Source organism: Nevskia sp. (genome assembly GCF_023266035.1).
Taxonomy (GTDB): domain Bacteria; phylum Pseudomonadota; class Gammaproteobacteria; order Nevskiales; family Nevskiaceae; genus Nevskia.
Window position 1 is genome coordinate 23884 of record NZ_JAHFRY010000015.1, and the last position, 20998, is coordinate 44881.

Annotated in this window: 20 protein-coding genes and 1 pseudogene; 3 read left to right on the top strand and 18 right to left on the bottom strand. The window is 65.3% G+C overall.

The window, feature by feature from the left end; translation table 11 throughout:
• Positions 1-239 precede the first annotated feature (239 nt).
• Positions 240-554 carry a DUF736 domain-containing protein gene (locus Q0D45_RS03550; RefSeq protein WP_016451571.1) on the bottom strand — a complete coding sequence of 105 codons (315 nt, stop codon included), beginning with the start codon at positions 552-554 and terminating at the stop codon, positions 240-242.
• Positions 555-1364: 810 nt separating this feature from the next.
• On the opposite strand from Q0D45_RS03550, the gene Q0D45_RS03555 reads away from it, so the two are divergent.
• Together Q0D45_RS03555 and chrA are read left to right on the top strand one after the other, a co-directional pair.
• Positions 1365-1667: a PadR family transcriptional regulator gene (locus tag Q0D45_RS03555; protein ID WP_019043445.1), complete on the top strand. Its 303-nt coding sequence runs from the start codon at positions 1365-1367 to the stop codon at positions 1665-1667.
• Positions 1664-2892 (top strand): annotated as a pseudogene (gene chrA, locus Q0D45_RS03560) (chromate efflux transporter). The gene Q0D45_RS03555 and the pseudogene chrA overlap by 4 nt, the downstream one beginning before the upstream one ends.
• A gap of 58 nt (positions 2893-2950) precedes the next feature.
• On the opposite strand, the gene Q0D45_RS03565 reads toward chrA, so the two are convergent.
• The 17 genes from Q0D45_RS03565 to cadR all read right to left on the bottom strand — a co-directional run bounded on the left by Q0D45_RS03565 (position 2951) and on the right by cadR (position 20346).
• Positions 2951-3907, bottom strand: a complete 957-nt coding sequence (locus tag Q0D45_RS03565; protein WP_024570162.1) for an IS110 family transposase — start codon at positions 3905-3907, stop codon at positions 2951-2953.
• A gap of 316 nt (positions 3908-4223) precedes the next feature.
• Positions 4224-4616, bottom strand: a complete 393-nt coding sequence (locus tag Q0D45_RS03570) for a YkvA family protein (RefSeq protein WP_012202395.1) — start codon at positions 4614-4616, stop codon at positions 4224-4226.
• Positions 4613-5566, bottom strand: a complete 954-nt coding sequence (dmeF, locus tag Q0D45_RS03575; RefSeq protein WP_012202396.1) for a CDF family Co(II)/Ni(II) efflux transporter DmeF — start codon at positions 5564-5566, stop codon at positions 4613-4615. The genes Q0D45_RS03570 and dmeF overlap by 4 nt, the downstream gene beginning before the upstream one ends.
• A 46-nt stretch (positions 5567-5612) precedes the next feature.
• Positions 5613-5885: a metal/formaldehyde-sensitive transcriptional repressor gene (locus tag Q0D45_RS03580; RefSeq protein WP_012202397.1), complete on the bottom strand. Its 273-nt coding sequence runs from the start codon at positions 5883-5885 to the stop codon at positions 5613-5615.
• Between the two features lie 260 nt (positions 5886-6145).
• On the bottom strand, positions 6146-6355 hold the full coding sequence (locus Q0D45_RS03585; RefSeq protein ID WP_012202398.1) for a hypothetical protein: 210 nt from the start codon (positions 6353-6355) through the stop codon (positions 6146-6148).
• Positions 6356-6418: 63 nt separating this feature from the next.
• Positions 6419-8482, bottom strand: coding sequence for a ParB/RepB/Spo0J family partition protein (locus Q0D45_RS03590; RefSeq protein ID WP_016451573.1), 2064 nt, complete (start codon positions 8480-8482; stop codon positions 6419-6421).
• Positions 8483-8546: 64 nt separating this feature from the next.
• Positions 8547-9371 (bottom strand): DUF932 domain-containing protein, encoded by an 825-nt coding sequence (locus tag Q0D45_RS03595; protein ID WP_012202400.1) that lies wholly within the window; start codon positions 9369-9371, stop codon positions 8547-8549.
• A gap of 710 nt (positions 9372-10081) precedes the next feature.
• Positions 10082-10360, bottom strand: coding sequence for a hypothetical protein (locus tag Q0D45_RS03600; protein ID WP_012202401.1), 279 nt, complete (start codon positions 10358-10360; stop codon positions 10082-10084).
• A gap of 65 nt (positions 10361-10425) precedes the next feature.
• A complete protein-coding gene (locus Q0D45_RS03605) occupies positions 10426-10776 on the bottom strand; it encodes a DUF2958 domain-containing protein (protein ID WP_012202402.1) in 351 nt (116 codons plus the stop codon).
• A 465-nt stretch (positions 10777-11241) separates the two neighbouring features.
• Entirely contained in the window at positions 11242-11679 is a 438-nt protein-coding gene (locus Q0D45_RS03610; protein WP_016451574.1) for a copper-binding protein, read from the bottom strand.
• 108 nt (positions 11680-11787) lie between these two features.
• Complete coding sequence (locus Q0D45_RS03615) at positions 11788-12093, bottom strand: hypothetical protein (protein ID WP_016451575.1); 306 nt, start codon at positions 12091-12093, stop codon at positions 11788-11790.
• A gap of 417 nt (positions 12094-12510) precedes the next feature.
• Positions 12511-15681, bottom strand: coding sequence for an efflux RND transporter permease subunit (locus Q0D45_RS03620; RefSeq protein ID WP_016451576.1), 3171 nt, complete (start codon positions 15679-15681; stop codon positions 12511-12513).
• A complete protein-coding gene (locus tag Q0D45_RS03625) occupies positions 15678-17315 on the bottom strand; it encodes an efflux RND transporter periplasmic adaptor subunit (protein ID WP_016451577.1) in 1638 nt (545 codons plus the stop codon). Before Q0D45_RS03625 ends, Q0D45_RS03620 begins: the two co-directional genes overlap by 4 nt.
• Before the next feature lie 20 nt (positions 17316-17335).
• Positions 17336-18649: a TolC family protein gene (locus Q0D45_RS03630; protein WP_016451578.1), complete on the bottom strand. Its 1314-nt coding sequence runs from the start codon at positions 18647-18649 to the stop codon at positions 17336-17338.
• Between the two features lie 134 nt (positions 18650-18783).
• Positions 18784-19257 carry a hypothetical protein gene (locus Q0D45_RS03635; RefSeq protein WP_012202408.1) on the bottom strand — a complete coding sequence of 158 codons (474 nt, stop codon included), beginning with the start codon at positions 19255-19257 and terminating at the stop codon, positions 18784-18786.
• Entirely contained in the window at positions 19254-19775 is a 522-nt protein-coding gene (locus Q0D45_RS03640; RefSeq protein WP_012202409.1) for a MerR family transcriptional regulator, read from the bottom strand. Before Q0D45_RS03640 ends, Q0D45_RS03635 begins: the two co-directional genes overlap by 4 nt.
• A gap of 163 nt (positions 19776-19938) precedes the next feature.
• Positions 19939-20346 carry a Cd(II)/Pb(II)-responsive transcriptional regulator gene (cadR, locus tag Q0D45_RS03645; protein ID WP_016451579.1) on the bottom strand — a complete coding sequence of 136 codons (408 nt, stop codon included), beginning with the start codon at positions 20344-20346 and terminating at the stop codon, positions 19939-19941.
• Positions 20347-20665: 319 nt separating this feature from the next.
• Between cadR and Q0D45_RS03650 the strand changes: the two genes are divergently transcribed.
• Positions 20666-20998, top strand: a 333-nt coding sequence (locus Q0D45_RS03650) for a cation transporter (protein WP_366946333.1), incomplete at its 3' end; no start/stop codon positions are given.

Consider the following 20998-nt stretch of genomic DNA (forward strand, 5'->3'; position numbering starts at 1 on the left):
CGAAGGCGTGAGGGATTGGCGCCGAATGGCCGTGACGACAAAGACGGCACGGGGCGCAGCCAGCTAAGCCCGGCGGTGCAAGGCACCGACACGCCCGGCCGTTCTTGCAGCCGCAGACTCGCCCCATGCCTCAACAGAAGCGGCCCAACATGGGCCACGCTCCTGCAATGACCAGGCTTCCATGCAGCTCTGCGAAAGCGGCACGGCGCCCCGCCGCGTGGGCGGGGCGCTGGCGGCCATCAGGCCGCCTGGGGCTTGCTGCGCGACCAGATCAGCGTGTGCGTGCCGTCCTCTTCCTCGATCAGCCGGGCATAGACCGTTGCTGGGAACGAAGGATCGTCGAGGGTCACGGACACGTAGGGCCGTTCGGCCTTGCTGACTTTCTTCCACGCCGCGCCGATGTCGAAGCCCGCCGCCTGCACGCGGAAGTCGGGGGCGTGTTCGTTGTCCCCCTTGTCGTTGGGAACCAGCTTGGCCTTGACGTTGAGGGTCAGGGTGCGCAGCGTGCCGGTGAAGCCGTCTTTGTCCGCGGTGAAGGTGCCGATGGTTGCCATGATGAATCTCCTTACGATTGAACAAGGTTCGCGCCCATCGCGTCCTTGTTGTGATCCGACCGGCGGGAGACGGGCTGGCTGCACCGCTTGCGGTCGCAACGCAGTGGAGAACCGGGAGGCGAAAAGAATTTGTCCCGCGAGGAATGCGCGCAGCGCAGGGGGAAATTGTTTTCGCCGGACGGTTGCAGCCATAAAGCCCGAGGCGCAGCCGTGCCACCGCCAGGATTCACAACAAGACAAGGACGCCTTGGGCCGAACCGCTTCGAAAGGAGACAGGGCTGACTCGGCATCCCCGCACGAACGCTGCACTGGCTCGCTCCCAGACGCGGGCCAGGTCAACACCCCAATGACGGGCGAGAACGCCCCGGTCACACCTTGCGGCGCCAGTCTTGAGGCGTGGCATGGAAGCTCCATAGCGATGCCGGGCGGGATGCCCGTGAACCGTCCTTCGTAACGTGATGGGCAGGAACCGTCAGCGTCGGGGACGGCACGCATCCGTACAACCTGCCGCAGCAAGCTCCAGCGTATTCGCCAGTTCCCCGCCCATCGCGGCGGGGGCGCCGGCTTGGCCGATCCGGCGTTGCCGGTTCGGCGGTATTCGACGGGCGTCAAGCACCGCGCGGCAGGGATGAGCCTTGCGCCGATCCTCAGGAGGCAAGCGCAGGCGCGAAGGCGTGAGCAACTGTCTTGAAAGTCAAGCCTCCCAAGCGCGCCCGAAGAGGCGCGCCTCTTCGGGGCATCTGCGTGCCGTGATAATATCGACTTTCGTTATCGTTATTCGATATGAAAGAGCAACCAACACCCCGCGCCATGGAGCACCACGACCTGCTGTCAGGGCTGATCCGCCTGCATGTGCTGCACCACGCGGCCGAGCAGGAGATCTATGGGCAATGGATGATCGACGAGTTAGCCCACCACGGCTACCGCCTGTCTCCTGGAACGCTGTACCCAATGCTGCACAAGATGGAGCGCGACGGATACCTCGTCTCCCGCCAAGAGCGTGAGGGGCGCACCGTGCGCAAGCTCTACACGATTACACCCAAGGGCAATGAAGGCTTGGCGCTGGCCAAGGAACGCATCCGAGAATTCACCGGGGAGGCGATGCACAGATGACAGATTCCACCAACACCTTGCAGCATGAGGCCGCAGCCGCACGTGGCTCACCCGTCGAAGTCTTCGGCGCCTTCCTCAAACTGGGACTGACCTCCTTCGGTGGACCGATCGCGCATCTGGGCTATTTCCGCTCGGAGTTTGTCGAGCGCCGCCGCTGGCTGGACGACCGCAGCTATTCCGATCTGGTCGCCCTGTGCCAGTTCCTGCCAGGGCCGGCCAGCAGCCAGGTGGGCATGGCGCTGGGGCTGGGCCGCGCGGGCTGGTTGGGGCTGCTGGCGGCCTGGGCGGGGTTTACCTTGCCGTCGGCGATTGCGCTGATCCTGTTCGCCTTTGGCATCGCCGAGTACCACGGGCTGGCCCAGTCCGGCTGGATCCATGGGCTCAAGGTGGTAGCCGTGGCCATCGTGGCGCAGGCCGTATGGGGCATGGCCAAGTCGTTGTGTCCTGACCGGCCCCGTGCCGCCCTGGCCATTCTGGCGGCACTGCTGACCATGATCATGCCCTCAGCCGCGGGACAGCTTGCCGCCATCGCGGCGGCGGGATTCCTGGGCTGGTGGAGATTGAAGATCGCGCAACCTGGCGGCGGCCAGGCCCACAGCTACCCGGTTTCGCGCAAGCTGGGCATCGTGGCGCTGCTGCTGTTCGCAGTGCCACTCGTCGGGCTGCCCCTGTGGGCCGCTGCCACGGGCTCGTCCACGGTCGCGCTGCTGGAAGGGGTGTACCGCTCTGGTGCGCTGGTCTTTGGCGGTGGGCACGTCGTGCTGCCGCTGCTGCAGGCCACCGTGGTGCCCAGTGGCATGGTCAGCAACGCTGACTTCCTCGCCGGCTACGGCGCGGCGCAGGCAGTGCCGGGACCGCTGTTCACGTTCTCGGCCTATCTCGGCGCGGTCGCCCACGGGCCGCTGCATGGCTGGATCGGCGGGCTGGCCCTGCTGGGCATCATTTCCTCCCGGCCTTCTTCATGCTGGTCGGCGCGCTGCCGTTCTGGGAAGGGCTACGCCACCGCGCGGGTATCCAGACGGCCATGGCAGGCATCAATGCTGGCGTGGTCGGCATTCTGGTGTCGGCCCTGTACGACCCTATGTGGACCAGCGCCATCCACGGCAAGGCGGATTTTGGGCTGGCGCTGCTTGCGTTCGGGCTACTGACGGTGGGTCGCGTGCCTCCAGCGCTCGTGGTGCTGCTGGCCGGGCTGGCGGGCTGGGTCATGGCGATCGGTATCTGAAGCCAGTCGGCGCAGTGCGCAGGCCGGGCATGGTGACTACCGCCCACCATATAGAAAGTCACGCCGGAGCAGGCTGGTCATTCCATGGCCGCCCGGTTTTGACCATGGCATTCATGATGATCAGCAGCTTGCGCATGCAGGCCACGATGGCAACCTTCTTCGGCTTGCCAGCCGCCAGCAGGCGCTCATAGCAACGCCGTATCACGGCGTTGTGCCGCATGGCAACGATGGCGGCCATGTATAACGCGCTCCTGACCGTAGCCCTCCCGCCGCAAATGATGCGTTTACCGCGAGCCTGGCCTGAGTCCCGGTTCATCGGTGCGACACCTACCAGCGCGCAGATCTGCTTGGCCTTGAGCTGGCCAAGCTCCGGCAGCTCGGAAATCAGCGTCGCAGCCGTCGCCGGGCCAACTCCCTTGACACTCTTGAGCAATGTGGCCAGATCGGACTGGTATTGAGCCAGATGCTCCGCAATCCTTCGATCCAGCGCCTCAAGCTGCGTCGCGAGCATATCCATCAGTTCCGCAATATCTTGCACGACCTCCGGATGCGCCATGTGTTTGCGTTGGCGCTCGCTGACCAGCAAGCGTACCAACTGCCGCCGTCGAAGCACCAGTGCATGCAGGTGTTGTTGTACCTGGTCTGGCATCGGTTTGATGAAGCGATCTCGATCAGGACGCTGGTTCAGCACCTGCGCCAGTTCAGCCAGCATCCTGGCATCCACGCTGTCGGTCTTGACCAATCGCCCCATGGCCTTGGCGAAGTCCCGGGCCTGCCGAGGGTTGATGACAATGACAGCGAATCCCGCAGCTTGTAGAGCGCAAGCACAGGCCAGTTGGTACTGTCCAGTCGCCTCCATCACGATCAGCGAGACCGGATGGTTCTTCAACGCTGCGATCAGCGCTTGGTGCCCAGCACCATCGTTACTGAATATGGCCGTGGACTGCTCGTGCCCGATGGCTACATCCATGGTCTTCTTGGAGATGTCGATACCGACTGCAACTTGATTGGCCATGATCTCCGCGTCCCTTCCTTGCAAATGCGAACGGCGTTCACGCAACTGTTCGGGCTTTCAGAGATCGGGCGCGAGCATGCGCCCAGGACTCACGCACGGGCTCAAGTGGCACCGAGGGATGACGGGCTACATGCTGCGGCCAACCCCGAACCCTGGCAGGTCCGGGCGTGACGGCATTGCCGAACACGCACTTCAAAGATACAAGGGATTGAAGCCGAATGGCCGTAATTCGGCACGAAGCACGGGACGCAGCTCGAAAGCCCGGCGGCGCTTCGCGCCGACACGCCCATGCCATTCAATATGCCCTCAGGAAAAACTAAAGATGCGGCATGAGCCAGAACCACAATGCCACCCCCATCACCAGCCACAGCGCCACGATCATCACTGCCCCGAACCGGCTCCGCGGCTTGGCGCCTTCCGCCAGCATCCATTCATCGGCCTGAATACGGCATTGCGCCAGCACATCGGATGGCAGCAGCTTCACAGTCAACCAGATCAGCACGGGCAACAAGATCACATCGTCCACATAACCCAGCACCGGAATGAAGTCTGGAATCAGGTCAATGGGACTGAGCGCATAGGCCACCACGAACAGCCCCAGCGCCTTGGCATACCAAGGCGTGCCGGGATGCTTGCCGGCAAACCACAGCGTCACGCCATCACGCTTGATCCGCCTGGCCCAAGCCTTCAAGGTGACGCCGATGCTCATGCGGCCCCGCGCTGCACTTCGATCGTGACATGCGACAGTTCGTGAATATGCGCGAGCAGTGCCTTGTAGTGCGCGGGCTCCTGGGGCTCCCGAGCCACCAGTGAGACGATGGCCGCGAAATGCCCTGGCCCCACCTGCCAGACATGCAGATCTGTAACCTCGCTTCCCGTCGGCTCCACGGCCTCCCGAATCTCCTGCCGCACTTCCTCGCCCTCGACTGCCGCATCGAGCAACACGCTGCCGGAGTCCCGGATCAGCCCCCATGACCAGCGGGCAATCACCAGCGCGCCCACCACACCCATGACCGGATCAGCCCACAGCCAGCCGTAGCTGCGGCCGAGCAGCAGCGCGACGATGGCGAATACGGATGTCAGCGCATCGGCCAACACATGGATGTACGCGGCGCGCAGATTGTTGTCGCGGCTCTTGCCTGGCACATGATGGTCGTGATCGTGGTGGTGATGTCCATGATTGTGACCGTGATGCGCATGGTCGTCCTTCAGCAGCCAAGCGCAGACCAGGTTGACGCCCAGGCCCACGACAGCCACGGCGATCGCCTGGTTAAAGTCGATATGGATGGGTTGGGTGAGCCGTACCAGACTTTCCCAAGCGATCAGCAGGGCAATCAAGGCCAGGACGATCGCGCTGGCGAAGCCGGCCAGATCGCCGAGCTTGCCCGTGCCGAAGGTAAAGCGCGGATTGCCCACATGCTGGCGCGCAAAGCGGTAGGCCAGCGCGGTAATCAGCATCGCGCCCGCATGGGTGGACATATGCCATCCATCGGCCACCAGCGCCATGGAGCCGTAGATCGAACCGGCCACGATTTCCACCAGCATCATGCTGGCCGTGAGAGCGATCACCAGCCACACCTTGCGCTCATTGCGCTGGTGGTCGCTGCCGAGAAAGAAATGGTCGTGGCCTGAGGCCGAGGGGGTATAGGTCATTGTCATCGGGGAGTCCCTGTCATCTGGAAAAGGTCGCCGGCGGGCGGCGGGTTTATTTCATGTAGGCTCGGATGACCTCGACCATTTCCTCGCCGCCCTGGCGGCGCTCCTTGTCCGTTTCAACTTCCAGGACGTGCTCGCGCAAATGGTCTTCCATCACCTCGGCGGTCAGGCCATTGACCGCGCCGCGCACTGACGCGATCTGGCGTAGCACTTCCACGCACGCCGCGTCTGATTCCAAAGCGCGCTCGATGCCTTCCAACTGCCCTTTGATGCGGCGAACACGGGCGACCAGCTTGTCTTTCTGGCGAGAGGTATGGGACATGACAGCCGACAATTAATATAGTCTAGGGGGCTATATTATAACAACAGCAAAGACGGCATGAGGCGCAGCCGGAAAACCCGACAGCGCGTTGCCGGGCGTGACGCCCGGCAATTTCAACGCCGCCGCCTGAGTGCCAGCGAAGGCGGCGGCGTTCTGATGGAGCTGTTGGGCCTTCAACACCGGGCGCGGCCACCGCCGCGCCCGGATTGGGCTTTTACCGCGCCCAGGACGGAACGGCCTGGGCGCGGTGCTGATCGCGGTTATTCCTTCGTTTTGATGAGCCACCACACGGCGCGCGGCAAGGCGCGTCCCGTGATGGGGTGAATGTCGGCGAGGTCGGCGCGCGTCGTCCAGCCCGAGGGCGGGAGGTAGCCGCACACGTCGCCATCGCCGCGCCAGCGGCGGGCGCGCACCGTGCCGGGCGCGTAGATCGCCGCCATGCGCGGGCGGCTGGTCGTGGTGCGGGTCATGGGGCGGTTCTCCTTCCAGCGAAGCGCCCCGGTCAAGGCCGGGGCGATTGCCATTGGCGCGGGTCAAGCAGCCAGCGCCTCGGCGGGTTCATCCGCCATTACCTCGGCATCCTCCGGGGCGTCCTGTTCCGGGCCTTCCTCCTGCGCAGCTCCCTGCGAGCCTATGGCCTTGAAGATGGCGGGCATCCAGCCCGTACCATCGGCCAGTCGTTCGGCTTCGCTGGCAATGTCGGCTTTCTTCAGCTTTGCCAACCGGGTGACGTGCTCGGGCGCGTACTCGCCCACGGCTCGCAGAATCACGGCCTTTGGAACATGCCGGAAATACCCCTCGGCAGTCGGCTGCCACCACGCGGCCATGTCCAGCCCCACGGCCTGCGCTAGTTCCGCGCCCGGCTGCTGCACCGTGGCACGCGGCGTCACCACGTCCACCGTCGAAGCCACGCACACGGCCAGCAGCTTGACCAGTTCGCCTTGCTCCATCGCCAGCAGCGCAGCGAACAGTTCGGCGCTGTCCTCGGGCAGCTTCTCGCCCCATGCCTGCTGCGCCTCGTGCAGAGCCACAGCAGCAGGCGATTCCGGCCAGTCCGGGGCCATGCCTTCCAGCCTGTCCTGCACCGTGAGGCGAACCCCCAGCGGCAGATCGTGGCCGTAGTGACTGCCCTGCAAGATGGTTTGCACCATGCCATGCACCAGCGCCGCCAGCGCCACCTGCGGATGCCGGGCGACTTCGGTTTGCAGCGCGGCGGTGCGGTGGGCGCTCAAGCGTTGGGCCAGCCGGTCGGACATGGCTGCGGCCTTGGGTGCTTCGTCGGCATCTTCGCCGTCGTCGTCGCCTTCGATTTCCGCGCCGCTAAAACCTTGGCGCAGCTTCTCCAGCGTGCGCAGCGCCTTGGCCTCGGCTTCGCGCAGCAACCCGCGATGAATGACGGCTTCGCCGTTGCGGTCGATGGTGACGATGGCACCGGCTGCGGCCTTCACGCTCGCGGCATAGTCCAGCAAGCCATCCTCCAATGCCTGCAACTGCTCGCCCAGGCGCTCGCCTTCTTCCTGCAAGGCTTCGGCCTTGTCCTCGTCGTCGGCGTCCATCGCGGCATCAATGGCTTCGGCCACTTCCTGCATCTTGGCCTGCAACTTCTCGATGCGCTGTGCGTCGCGCTTGCCCGGTGCGCGGCGCTCCCTCGGCGCACGCTGAAAGGCGTGCAGGTCGGCATGGGTCACGCCCGGCGTGGCATCCACCCATGCCCAGCCCTCGGTGCGGATTGTGTCGGCAATGCTCGCCAGCTTCTGGCGCACCAGCGTTTCCAGCAGAGCGGCATCGTTGAGGTACACGCCCGCATCGCCTTCCGCGAACAGGTCGCGGCGGATGCCTCCGCCTGCCTGCTCGTAGGTGTCCAACCCGACAAAGCGCACCAGCGGATGCGATGCCCCAATCTCGCGCTCGGTCAGCCGCTCGCGCAAGTTGGACGGGTTGCGCTGCCACTGTGGCGCATCATAGAACGCGGCCTCCTGCGCGGCGTGGTCGTCGGTGATGGACAGCGCCATCAACTGATCCAGCGTCACGGCATCGGCGCGATAGTCGGCCATCAGGCGGGGCGAGACATTCGCCAGCTTCAAGCGGCGCTGCACCACCAGCGGCGTGACGGAGAAATCCGCCGCAATGTCCTCGATGGGCCGGCCCTCGGCCACCAATGCCGCAAACGCTTCAAACTGATCTGCGGGGTGCATGGCTTCGCGCTGCACGTTTTCGGTGAGGCTGGCCGTGCGGGCCGTGCCATCGGCCACCTGCAGGCAAGGCACCTCCCAATCCTTGGCGATGCGGTGTTTCTTCGCCAGCAGCTTGAGGGCTGCAAGGCGTCGGCCACCGGCCACCACCTCGTAATGCTCGCCATCAGCGGCGGGAATCACGATCAGGTTTTGCAGCAGGCCAACGCGCTGGATGCTCGCGGCCAGTTCGGGGATGGACATGCGCGGGGTCTTGCGCACATTGCGGCCCGTGGGGCGCAGCACCAGCCGCGACAGCGGAACCAGAATCATGTGCTTGCTCGGGTCGGCGGCTTGCAGCACGTTCGCTGCGCTGCTGGCTGCGGTGTGGACGGCGCGGGCTTCGGTAGTGGTAACGGCGTTCATGGTGAATCTCCAATAAGTGAAACAAGGAAATGGAGGGGAACCGCCCCTCCGGCGGGGGAACGGTTCAAGCCTTAAGCTGGCGCATACCATCGGCCAGCAGCCACAGGGCACGGTTCAGCCGAATGTCGGAATCAATGCCCTGCACGGGGCGGGTCTGCTGCCTGCGTCCGTTGGTGCTGCGCCCGGACAGGCCGCCTTTGGTGAGGTTTTCTTGAGTGCGGTTGAACACGCTCCACAAGTCCGGGCGGCGGTCGTCGAAGCGGCGCGGCATCAGAATTTGCGATTCGGTGACAGGCGCTGGCTTGTCCGGGTCGTCGTACTTCAACGCCAGCGCAGCACGGGCGAACACCTCCGATTCGCCATCGTCCAAGGTGATGCCGCGCATCAGGTCGCGCGATTCCTTCACCCGCTCGAAGCCGCTCAACACCTCATAAGCGCCTTCGATGACGTGCCCGGCCACGTTGCCTTTGTGGGGTACGCGCACATCGGCCACGGTGTCACCGCACACCAGCCCATTGCTGCACACGAAGCGGAACATTCCGGCCAGCATCTGGTAGCTGCTCGTGCCGTCATGGGAGTTCAGCAGCACGATTTCGTTAGCTTCCGCGCCGTTGATCTGGCTGGCATGGCGCAGGCGCAGCATGTGTTTCGTGTGCTCGCGCTTGCCTTCATCGCGCACGCGGGTCTGCGTCACCATGAAGGGTTGAAACCCCTCTTTGCGCAGTTCGGTCAGCACGGCGGCGGTGGGGATATAGGCGTACCGCTCGGAACGGCTCTCATGCGGTGCATCCGCGAAGATGGACGGGGCCACCCTGCGAATCTGGTCATCGGACAGCGGGTAGCCGCTGCGCAGCGCCGGGGAGTGGGAAGCGAAACGGGTTGCAAGCATGTCGTTCTCCTGAACAAAAAGGCTGTTGAAGAAAACCGCACACCGGATTCCTAGATTCGGAGCCCAGCCTTTCGGCTGTTCGGTGCGGTCGGCACGAGGAACCCGGTTGGCCCTGTTGCCACCGTCCTTCCTGAGTTCATCGCCCGCGACGGTCAGGAGCGCGCGGACGGGGGCCGTCAAGGAGACAAGCGCAGGGTTGGTGCGGCCCGCAGGCGCAGCCGAGGACACGGCCCTGCGCGCCTTGACGGCACACAGCCGCGGGCTACAGTCGCGGTGAAGGTGATGAAGTCAGGGAAGACGGCTGGACATGGCAACGGCCGTCCCTACACACCGACCGCACGGCAAGCGAAGCGCGCAGGCCCGAAGCTGGAAGCCGGGCCGGAGGCGTCAGCCGAGCGGAGCGAGGGAACGATGGAAGCCCGAAGGGGCGAGACGCCGCAGGCGGCTCGATGCGCCACGCGCACGACAGCGCGACCGGCTATCTCCCAGGTGGCCGGGGACGCCCAGCCTTCAAAGTGGAATGAACAACTGGATCAGGATGAGCAAACGCGAGGCATCGTCGATCTGCGGCTGATGTTGTCTGGCCGATCCGGCGCAGCCGGTTCGGCGGTCTTTGAGGGGTGCCAAGCATCGCGCGGCGGGGATAGCCCGCAGGGCTTTCCCCTGGAGGCAAGCGAAGCGCGCAGCGCCCCGTCAGGGGCGCGTAGGCATCATGCCGAGTCGTCAGGACGCAGGCTGGATTCCGCAACCGGCATCCACGGCGATGACGAGTCCAGCAGGTATCGCGCACCGCGCGCGTACAGACCCGACAGCCCGGTGGGCTGGTAGAACCCGGTGACGCGGCGCCGGAACTGTGCGCCGTACTCGTTGGTGTAGATCACCGCGTCGCCGATCTTGAAGCGCAAGGGCTGGCCGTTCTCCGGCGCGAACGGCTTGAGCGCATCGTGCTGCGCCGTGATTTCGATGATGTAGTCGTGATGGCTGCTCATGGCATTGATCTCCTTCGATGGTCGAGAAAGCACAAGGAGCGCCTTGCGGCGCTCCCAAGGCCAGGTCAGACAGCGATCCGCCCGGCCAAGCGCGCATCGCGCGCATAGGCGCTCAACCGCTTCTCGGCGCGGAAAGACAGGTCACGCTCGATCGGCAACCCCAGCCGCCCGCGCACCGCTGCCAGCTCGCCCAGGCTGACCCAGCCGATTTCCGGCATCCCCAGGCCCAGGTCGCAAAGACCAAAGACGTGGTCGTGGTCGTCGGGATCAATCTCGGTCAGCAGCCAGGTCGCGCCCGCATCGGGCGTGAACAGCTTGACTACGGGCGCCGGATCGAAGTCCGGGTTCTCCAAGGATGCGCGGCCGTTGGCCAGCAGCAGCGCACGCTGCTCGTCGGTGATGAATGCGTAGTTCATGCTGAACTCCTGAAAGGATGCCGGGCGGAATTGCCCAGCCCCTGCGGGTCACGGCGCAGCGCAAGCCGTCAAGGGGCACGACGGCCGCAGGCCGCAAGCGCCCATGGCGCGCCGCCCTTTACGGCGCGAACGCCGTGGCACCATGGGGAGACAGCAAGCCGCCACACCCCACCATCCAGCTACACCCGGTCTTGGCAAGCGCAGCGCGCAGGCCCTGGTCAGCAAGTTGGGCCGGAGGTGTCAGCGATGAGAGCCCGCATGGGGCGAAACCCGCAGGGGTTCAATGCGCAGCACGACAGCGTGGCCGGCCATGCTCCAGTGGCCGGGATCGCCCTGCATCTGCGGTGAAACAGAAAAACGCCTTGGGTGACGATGCTGATCACCTTGATCAATTTGCAGGAAGGATGCGACTACGAAACGCGTGCGCGTTCACCGTAGTCGCAGGCTCACATCGTCTGCGGCGCGTTATTTGACCGAGGTCACGACGTAGCCGTCACCCTCTTTCTTGAACCCGACGTGGACTTTCGCGCCCACGGCGAGTTTGTCGTACAGGGCCTTGTCCTTGACGCCAAACGCCATGGTCATCGCGGGCCACCCCAGGCTCTTGACGGGGCCATGCGCAAGGGTGACCTTGCCCTGGACCGCGTCAAATTCCTTCACCACGGCATCGGCCTCATGGGCCGCGGACTTGGCGGTGCCTTTGGCGTCCATGCCTTTCATCATGTCCTGGCACTTCTTGGCATCCATGTCCTTCATGTCCATGCCCTTCATCCCCTTCATGTCCATGCACTCCTGCATGCCCTTACCCTCCATCTTCATGCTGCCCATGTCGCCGGATTGGGCGAAGGTGGCAGCAGAAAACGCCAAGGCGGCGATCAGCGTTGCGGTTGAGACGAGTTTCATGATGGATTTCCTTTTCTGAGCTTTAAAAATGGGGCCGGCCTTCTGGCAGGCCCCGGATGGAACGCGGCCACTGGGAATGGCCAGCGTTGGAGAGTCATGGGCTGGTGCTCACGACCCGGGGTTCGTGCATGCCTTGACCTGGGCCTCGTAACGCGCCTTGCGCATCCGGTTTTCTCCAGGCGTCGTTTGGGCACGCGGGCCGTGATCCAGCGGCAGCACCAGCGGGTCGGTCGGGCAGTTCACCCGCTGACCTGTGGTGCCGTCGACTCGGGTGGTACTGGCCGTTTGCGATGCTGCTGCCGCCTGTTTGGCTGCGCGTGCCTTCTCGATGGCCTGGAAGTCGGGGCCGGCCAGTGCAGGCAGAGAAGCGCCCAGCGCCAGGGCGGCGATGAGGGGGAGCAGTGATTTTTTCATGATGGTTTTCCAAGGTTGGTTGATCCAAAAAGTCCGAGAGGAGCCTCATCGGATCAATCCAGCCACCGGCAGAACGCTAGGCGTACAGGCCATCGCAGTCGACCGCCTCCCGCATCAAAGAACCAGGTCGGCGCCGGCGCCACCGTCGCAAGCGCGAGCCAGGCCACCGGAGCCTGCTCTCGCGCTTCGCCTTCGCCGGTGAATGCGTGAGCCGCTGGTGCCGGTGCGATGGCACAAGCCGGGCATACCTGGCAATCGTCGGCGCTGCTGGGCAACGGGCGCGAGGCCACCATTGCCGTCATCACCGGGCCGGCGTGCTGAATCTCCTGGGCGGAAACGGCAGCGCGTGTCGCTGTGCCCAGCAGCAGCGACAGGCAAAGCACCGCCGCACCCCATGCGCGGCCGCCACCGGAGCGTTCAAGTGGCCGCATGACGACGCCTCCAGAACATCCGCCGCGATGCCTTGCGCTCGCGCGGCCGCCGCATCAACAGGTAGGCCGCGGGAATGACGAACATCGACAGCAACGGGGCCGTGACCATCCCTCCCACCATCGGCGCGGCGATGCGCTGCATCACCTCGGAGCCGGTGCCCGTGCCCCACATGATCGGCAGCAGGCCGGCCAGGATGACGGCCACCGTCATCGCTTTGGGCCGCACGCGCAGCACGGCGCCCTCGCGAATGGCATTCAGCAGATCGGCCTCGCTGGTCGTGCCGCGGCCGACTCGCTCCTGCCAGGCGTTCTTGAGGTACAGCAGCATGATCACGCCGAATTCGGCGGACACGCCAGCCAGTGCGATGAAGCCCACCGCACCCGCGATCGACAGGTTGTAGCCCAGCAGGTACAGCAGCCAGATGCCGCCCACCAGCGCGAATGGGAGCGCAGCCATGATCAGAAGCGCTTCACCGAACGCGCCGAAGGTCAGGTACAGCAACACGAAGATGATGAGCAGCGTGAAGGGCACCACTACCTTGAGCTTGGCGGTGGCCCGCTCCAGGAACTCGAACTGTCCCGACCAGGAGATTGAGTAGCCCGGCGGCAGCTTTACCTGCTTGGCCACGGCCTGCTGCATGTCCTGCACCGCGGAGCGCAGGTCGCGGTCCCGGATGTCGACGTACACCCAGCCCGACAGGCGCGCGTTCTCGCTGCGCAGCATCGGCGGCCCGTCGGCAATGCGGATGTCGGCCACGTCGGACAGCACCAGGCGCTGGCCGCGCTCGGTCACGACGGGCAGGGAGCGCAGTTTTTCCAGCGAATCGCGCATCTCGCGCGGGTAGCGCAGGTTGATCGGGAAGCGCTGCAGGCCTTCCACCGTCTCGCCGATGTTCTCGCCGCCCACGGCGGACGAGACCACCGACTGCACGTCGGCGATGTTCAGGCCGTAGCGGGCCGCATCGTCGCGCCGGATGTTCACATCCACATAGCGCCCACCCGTGAGCCGCTCGGCCAAAGCGCTGCTGACGCCGGGCACGTCCTTGAGCGTGCGTTCGATCTCTGCGGTGATGCGATCGATGGTTGCTAGGTCGGTGCCCGCGACCTTAACCCCCACAGGGCTCTTGATGCCCGTGGCCAGCATGTCGATGCGGTTGCGGATCGGCGGCACCCAGATGTTGGACAGGCCCGGCACCTTGACGATGCGGTCAAGTTCCTCGACCAGCTTGTCGGTCGTCATGCCGGCGCGCCACTGGTCGCGCGGCTTGAACTGGATCGTCGTCTCGAACATCTCCAGCGGAGCGGGGTCGGTGGCGCTCTCCGCGCGGCCGGCCTTGCCGTAGACGCTCGCGACCTCCGGCACCGTCTTGATCAGGCGGTCGGTCTGCTGCAGCAGCTCTCCCGCCTTTCCTGCCGACAGTCCCGGCAGCGCCGAAGGCATGTACAGCAGGTCACCTTCGTCCAGCCGCGGCATGAACTCGCCGCCGATGTGCTGCAGCGGCCACAGGCTGGTGGCCAGCACCACGACCGCCACCACGAGCGTGAGCTTTGGGGCGCGCAGCACCCTGTCGAGCAGCGGCCGGTAGACCGCGATCAACAGGCGATTGAGTGGATTGTTTTTCTCATCGGGGATGCGGCCACGGATCAGGTAGCCCATGAGCACCGGAATCAAGGTCACCGACAGGCCGGCCGCAGCCGCCATGGCGTAGGTCTTGGTGAACGCCAGCGGCGAGAACAGGCGTCCCTCCTGCGCTTCCAGCGTGAACACAGGCACGAAGGACAGCGTGATGATCAGCAGCGAGAAAAACAACGCCGGCCCCACCTCCGCCGCCGAGTCACCGATGACCCGCCACCGGGCCGGCCCTTCGAGCACCTCGCCGGGGTGCTCATGGCTCCAGTGCTCCAGATGCTTGTGGGCGTTCTCGATCATCACCACCGCCGCGTCGACCATCGCACCGATGGCGATCGCGATACCCCCCAGCGACATGATGTTGGCGTTGACGCCCTGGTAGTGCATCACGATGAACGCCGCCAGGATGCCCAGGGGCAGAGAGATGATCGCGACCAGCGCCGAGCGCAGGTGGAACAGGAAGATGAAGCAGACCACCGCGACGACGATGAACTCCTCGATCAGCTTGTGCGTGAGGTTGTCGACCGCGCGTTCGATCAGCCCGGAGCGGTCGTACACCGGCACGATCTCCACGCCCCGCGGCAAGCTGGACGCCAGGCCCTTGAGCTTGTCCTTGACCGCGGCAATGGTCTGCAGCGCGTTCTTGCCTGAGCGCATGACGATCACGCCGCCGACGGCTTCGCCCTCGCCATTGAGTTCGCCGATACCGCGGCGCATCTCCGGACCGATCTGCACCCGGGCCACGTCGCCCAGGCGCACTGATACGCCGGCGGCTGTCGTCATCAGCGGCACCTTCCTAAAATCCTCAAGACTCCCCAGGTAGCCCGAGGCGCGCACCATGTATTCGGCCTCGCCGAGTTCGAGCACCGAGCCGCCGGTCTCCTGGTTCGCGCGCTGGATCGCCTCCACGACCTTGGTGTGCGGGATGCCGTAGGCCGCGAGCTTGTCCGGATCAAGCACGATCTGGTACTGGCGCACCATGCCGCCTACCGAGGCAACCTCGGCCACGTCGGGCACGGTCTTGAGCTCGTACTTGAGGAACCAGTCCTGCAGGGCGCGCAGTTGCGAGATGTCCATCTTGCCGCTGCGGTCGACCAGTGCGTACTCGTAGATCCAGCCCACGCCGGAAGCGTCCGGACCGAGCGAGGCCTTAGCCTGGGCCGGCAACCTCGACTGCACCTGGTTGAGGTATTCGAGGACGCGGGAGCGCGCCCAATATTGGTCGGTCCCGTCCTCGAACAGCACGTAGACGAAGGAGTCGCCAAAGAACGAGTAGCCGCGCACCGCCTTTGCGCCCGGCACCGAGAGCATCGTCGTCGTCAACGGGTACGTGACCTGGTTCTCGACGATGCGCGGCGCCTGGCCCGGATAGGTGGTGCGGATGATGACCTGCACGTCCGACAGGTCGGGCAGCGCGTCCAGCGGCGTTCGCTGTACCGCATAGATGCCCCAGGCGCTGAGTGCCAAGGTGGCCAGCAGCACGAGGAAGCGGTTGGCGATGGACCAGCGGATCAGCTTGGCGATCATGGCTTGCCTCCGGCCGCCATCGGCGTGACGTGCGTGAGCTGCGGCAGGTCGTCCGCGCCCATGAAGAACTCGAAGCGCACGCGATCACCGACCTGCACGTTGCGCGCCGCGCCGTCGGGCGGCAGTTTGAAGTCCATCGTCATCGGGCCCCACTTCATTGTGGGAATGGCGCCGTGCGACAGGGTCAACGCGTCCTTGCCGACGCTGACGACCTTGGCCTCACCGACATGCCGTGGCGCGCTGGCGGCCACCGGGGCCGAAGGCGAAGCTGGGGCAACCACGGCCGGCTCGCTGTTCAAGCGGGCCTCGACACCCTTGAGGCTGGCCTCCGAGTCGATCAGGAACTGCGAGGACACGACGACGCGCTGCCCCGCCGACAGGCCGCGCTTGATCTCGGTCTGGCCACTGTTCTCCAGGCCCGCCTCGACATCGACCGGACGGAAGCGCCCGTTGTCTTCGGCCACGATCACCACCGTGCGTTTGCCGGTCTGGATCACCGCCTCGGTGGGCACGAGCAGCGTCTTGTCGGGCCGCATGTCCACGAAGTTCATCGTGACGAACATCCCCGGTACCAGCCGGCTGCCAGGATTGGCGAGCTCCAGGCGAGCCTTCAGTGTGCGCGTGCTCGGATTCACCTCGGGCAGGATCGCCTGCACCTTGCCATCGAAGCTGCTGCCGGGCGCGGCCGGGCTACGGGCCTGCACCTTGGCGCCCGGGCGCAGCAGCGCGGCCTGGCTCTCGGGCACCTCGGCGTTGGCCCACACGGTGGACAAGCCGTTGATGCGGAACAGCGTCGCGCCCGGCATCACCGTCATGCCTTCACGCGCCAGCAATTCGACCACCACGCCGCCGATGGGCGCGCTCAGCGTGATGCGTGGCTGGGTCTTGCCGCTGCGCTCGACCAGCGCGATCTGGGCATCGTCCATGCCGACCTGGCGCATGCGCTGGCGCGCACCGTCGACCAGCCCACCCAGGTCCGTGCCTTTCATGCGCCGTACTGACAGGAACTCTTCCTGCGCAGCAACCCAGTCCGGGACATAGAGGCTGACCAGCGGTTGCCCCTTGGCGACCGGGTCCAGCGTGGCACGCACGTACAGGTGCTCGACGTACCCGGTGGCACGCGCTTGCACGATCGCCTGGTCACGCTCGTTGAAGGCGATGCTGCCCACCGCCGACACCTGCGGCGACAGCGTGCCTTCGGTCACTTCGGCGGTGCGAACGCCGAGGTTCTGCTGGATGCGCGAGCTGACAGTGACGTTTCCCTTATCTGCATCCCCGTCGGCATAGACCGGCGACATCATCATGTCCATGAAGGGTGACTTGCCCGGCTTGTCGAACTTGTTCGCCGGTACCATGGGATCGTTGTAGTACAGGATCTTCTTGCCATTGGCGGGATCGACGTCGCCGGCCTTGAGGCCGGCCGCGATATGCCGCCGCGTGGCGTCCTCGCCCGACTCATTGGCAGGCGCAGCAACAGCGGGAGTCGCCGCTTGCGGCGATGCCATGCCACTGGGATTCGAAGGCGTGGCCGGCATGTCGGCTCCGTGGCGCATGCCGAGGGTGTAGAGGCCGTAGCCGGCGGCGCCCAGCACGCCGGCGGCGACGAGGGCCATCACGAGGTTTTTGGTTTTCATGGGAGGTCTCTCGGTTGTGCTCAGGGGCGGGGTGCGGCCGTGTCGTGACCAGCCGGCACCAGGTAGTTCAGTTGTGCCCACAGGCGCGCCGCGCCCATTTCCAGGCGCAAGCGTTCGACGCGCGTGTCAATCTCGGCGCGGCGTGCCTCTAGCACCGCGGTCAAGGTGCCCGCGTTGCCGCGGTAGGCGGCGATCGAGGCGCGCGTGCGCTCGGTGGCCAGTGGCAGCAGCGAGCTGTCGTAGCGCGCCAGGCGCTCTCGGTCGCTGCGCCATTCCTGCAGCATCGCCAGTGCCTCGGCCACATGGGCGCGCGTGGCTTCCTCGCGCTCGGCGCGCTTTTGCTCGACACTGGCGAGCTTGGCGGCCAGCTCGCGGTCCTGGCGGTTTTTCTGGTCCCACTGCAGCGGGATCGAAACATTGAGCGAGACCATGTTCGAGTAGGCCGGGCCGCGCTGGCTGTACATCAGCTCGACGCTCACATCGGTCTTCTTGTTGGCTTGCGCGATGTCGGCTTCGGCCTGCGCGACCTCTTCCTGCTTTTGCATCACGGCGATTTCAGGGTGGTGGGCCAACTGGGCTTCCAAATCCTGCGGGCTCAGGCGAACCGTATCCAATGCCGGAACCGAGCCCAGGGGATCGCTTGCGACGGAGCCAATCCAGCGCGCCAGTTGCGTGCGGGCCGTGGCGACCTGGCGCTCGGCCTGCTCGATGCGGTCGTCGATCTGGGCGACCGCCGAACGGGCGGCGAACACATCGGCTTGCGTGCCGCGCCCGCCCCGGTAGGCGGCATCAGCGGCGTCGATCTGCAGGCGCGCTTCGTCGCGCTGGGTCACCAGCATGTCGCGCACACGCTCCTGGAAGAGACGGTCCAGCCAGGCCAAGGCGGTGTCGCGCTGCAGGTTGGCGAGCGCCAGGCTGCGCCCGGCCTCGGCGACTTCGGCCTCGCGCTCGTAGCGCCCGGCACGGGCCTTGAGTTTGTCTTCGCGTGTGAACTCCTGCATCACGCCGATGGAGCGCATGGTCATGAAGTCGCGCGTCGGGCTGAACCGATCCGCGCCGTTGACGGGCAGGTTGTTGATGCCGAGCTTGAGGGTGGGGTCTGGCCGCTGTCCGGCGGCGACCGCCATGTCCCGTGCGGCCGATGCCGTCGCATCCTGGGCCACGAGCGCGCGAGAACGGGTTTGTGCCAGGCGCAGCGCCTGATCCAGCGTCAGGCCGTCGGCGGCATGGGCTGCACCGGCGCCCATGGCGAATGCCGCAACGATGCCGGCAGCAAGCCTGCGCCATGGCACAGCGCCGCCCGGCGTGCGGAAAGAAAAAGAGTCGATGAACATGGGATCTCCAGTTGACGAATGCCATCAGGTCGAATGGAGCTTGGCGGGGGCGAGCGGAAACTCGCGGACACGCGCAAGCGCGACCGATCGGTCTGGTTCAGCCGGCTCAGGCCGGCCGCACCAGCGTCAGGAGATCAAATGCGAAAACAGCAGTGCAGGATGGCGTGCGGCGGAGACGCCGCGACGCGCCGGAATATCACGTCGGCCGAAGGCCAGCCATGCCCGAGAGGCTCGGGTTGCACCGGAAGGGTGTAGAGGGTCGTCAGCAGCGCCGCGGGTACGGTCGGGGCCGACGCATGGTCGGCGCTTTGCTGGCCGAAACGGCAGTGCTCTACGCACAAGTTGGCGGCGTTGTCGTCGATTTGGTCGCAGCTCGCCATGGCGGCCATGTCTGACGTTGCGACCATGTCGGGCGACACGGCCATCGCAGCACCGGCCTCATCACCGGGCATCGCCGCGGCCGACGCATTCAGGGCCATCGTCGGAAGCGACTGCGGCATGCCCGACAGTGCGGGGCAGGCGTAGGCAGCGATGGCCAACTGGCCGAAGACCAGCACACCGAGCATCAGCCGGCAGACGAATCGCCTGAACATGCGCGTCATCGTCATGCGGCCACCCCATCAGTGCGGTGATAGGCTTCAGCGCCCGGCCGCACGGATCTGCGTCGGCCGGCAACGCTTGCCTGCGCAACGAGGCTCGGATCGGCGATGGCCGGATCTAAGTCCTGCTCCCCGGTCAGCGCGGCGATGATCGAACAGGCCGAACCTTCTGGCGCTTTGGCGCAGCAATCGGCCAGATTTTCCAGCGCCGAGGCCATCGACTGCAGGTCGGCCACGCGCTCCCGGATCTCCGCGATGCGTTCGCGGGTGATTTCCCGCACGCGCAGCCGATCACGCTTGGTACTCAAGGACATCAGTTCGGCGATGTCCTCCAGCGAGTACCCCAATGCCTGAGCCCGCTTGATGAAGCGCAGACGACGGACATCGTCCTCCGAATACTGCCGGAAGCCGCCGTCCACGCGATCCGGCGCAGCCAGCAATCCACCGCGCTGGTAATAGCGCACCGCCTCCACGCCAACGCCTGCCGCGTCGGCGAGTTTGCGTATGGTGAATGCATGGGTCGGCATGGGGAAAAGAATGGCTCAGGCGATCGAACGACGAAAAGACTCTATGTCTGTTGTTTGGTACGTAGTTTAGGCGGTCTTGCCGGCGCATGTCAACACAGCCTTCGCCTGCTGCCAGTGCTTGCGCACAGGCGTCTTGCCCTGCGCCATCGATAGATCTGTTTGACTACGCTTCCCGCTGCGCTGCAGAGACCAGCTCGCCAAGGATGCCGCACTCTTTCGCTTGATGTCCTGCGGAGCAGCGGGCGCGCAGCGTCGTCAGTTGCCTTTCCAGTGCTTTCAAGCTGGTCAGGCGGGCACGCACCCTCGCAATCTGCTCGTCGACCAGCCGGTTGATGTCCGCGCAATCCTCATCCGGACGGGATGTGAAGTTCAGGAGCCGCCTGACATCGGCCAGAGGAATGTCCAAGGCCCGGCAGTGGCGGACAAAGGACAGTCCATCGATGTGTTCCGTCCCGTATACCCGGTATCCATTGGTCTGCCGAGCTGGCGGCGGCAACACCCCCGTCCTCTCGTAGAACCGGATCGTGTCGGTGTCCACGCCGGTGGCGTGGCTCAACTCGCCAATTTTCATCGCAGAACACTCACATGTTGTCAGGACATGCATCGTAGCCGCTTGACCTTGGAGCTACTCCAAGGTGTGAAATAGCCCTTGTAAATGAAAGCACAAGGGGAACGGCACCTGTCGCAACGCTGTCGGCGTCTGCGCTTTGGCTCTCCTGCGCGGAGACTGGCAAAGCTGGCCCGTCTCACCACCTGACTCTTGAAGAAGAACGGATCGATCCATGAAAGCAGACACCGAAACCTCCTGCACCACGGCGTGCTGTTCAGCGAGCGCCATGAGCGCAGCGGCGACCGTTGAGCCACTCGTGACCCACTTCGGGATAGCCAACATGGATTGCCCCAGCGAGGAGGCTCAGATTCGCAAGCGCTTGGCGCAGGTCGATGGCGTCCGGGATATGGCTTTCGACTTGACCCGTCGCCGCCTTGAGGTCACACACGAACCAGCTGGACAGAACGCCATCCTGCGCGCGCTGCACGACATCGGCATGCGGGCGGTCGTGGAACCCGCGCCGCAGCAGGTCATCTACTTCATCAAGGAGATGGACTGTCCCAGCGAAGAGCGCCAGTTGCGCTCGATGCTGGAGCCACTGGCGGGCGTGCAGGCGGTGGACTTCGATCTGAAGGCCCACACGCTGACGGTGACCCATTCGCTGACCGATACA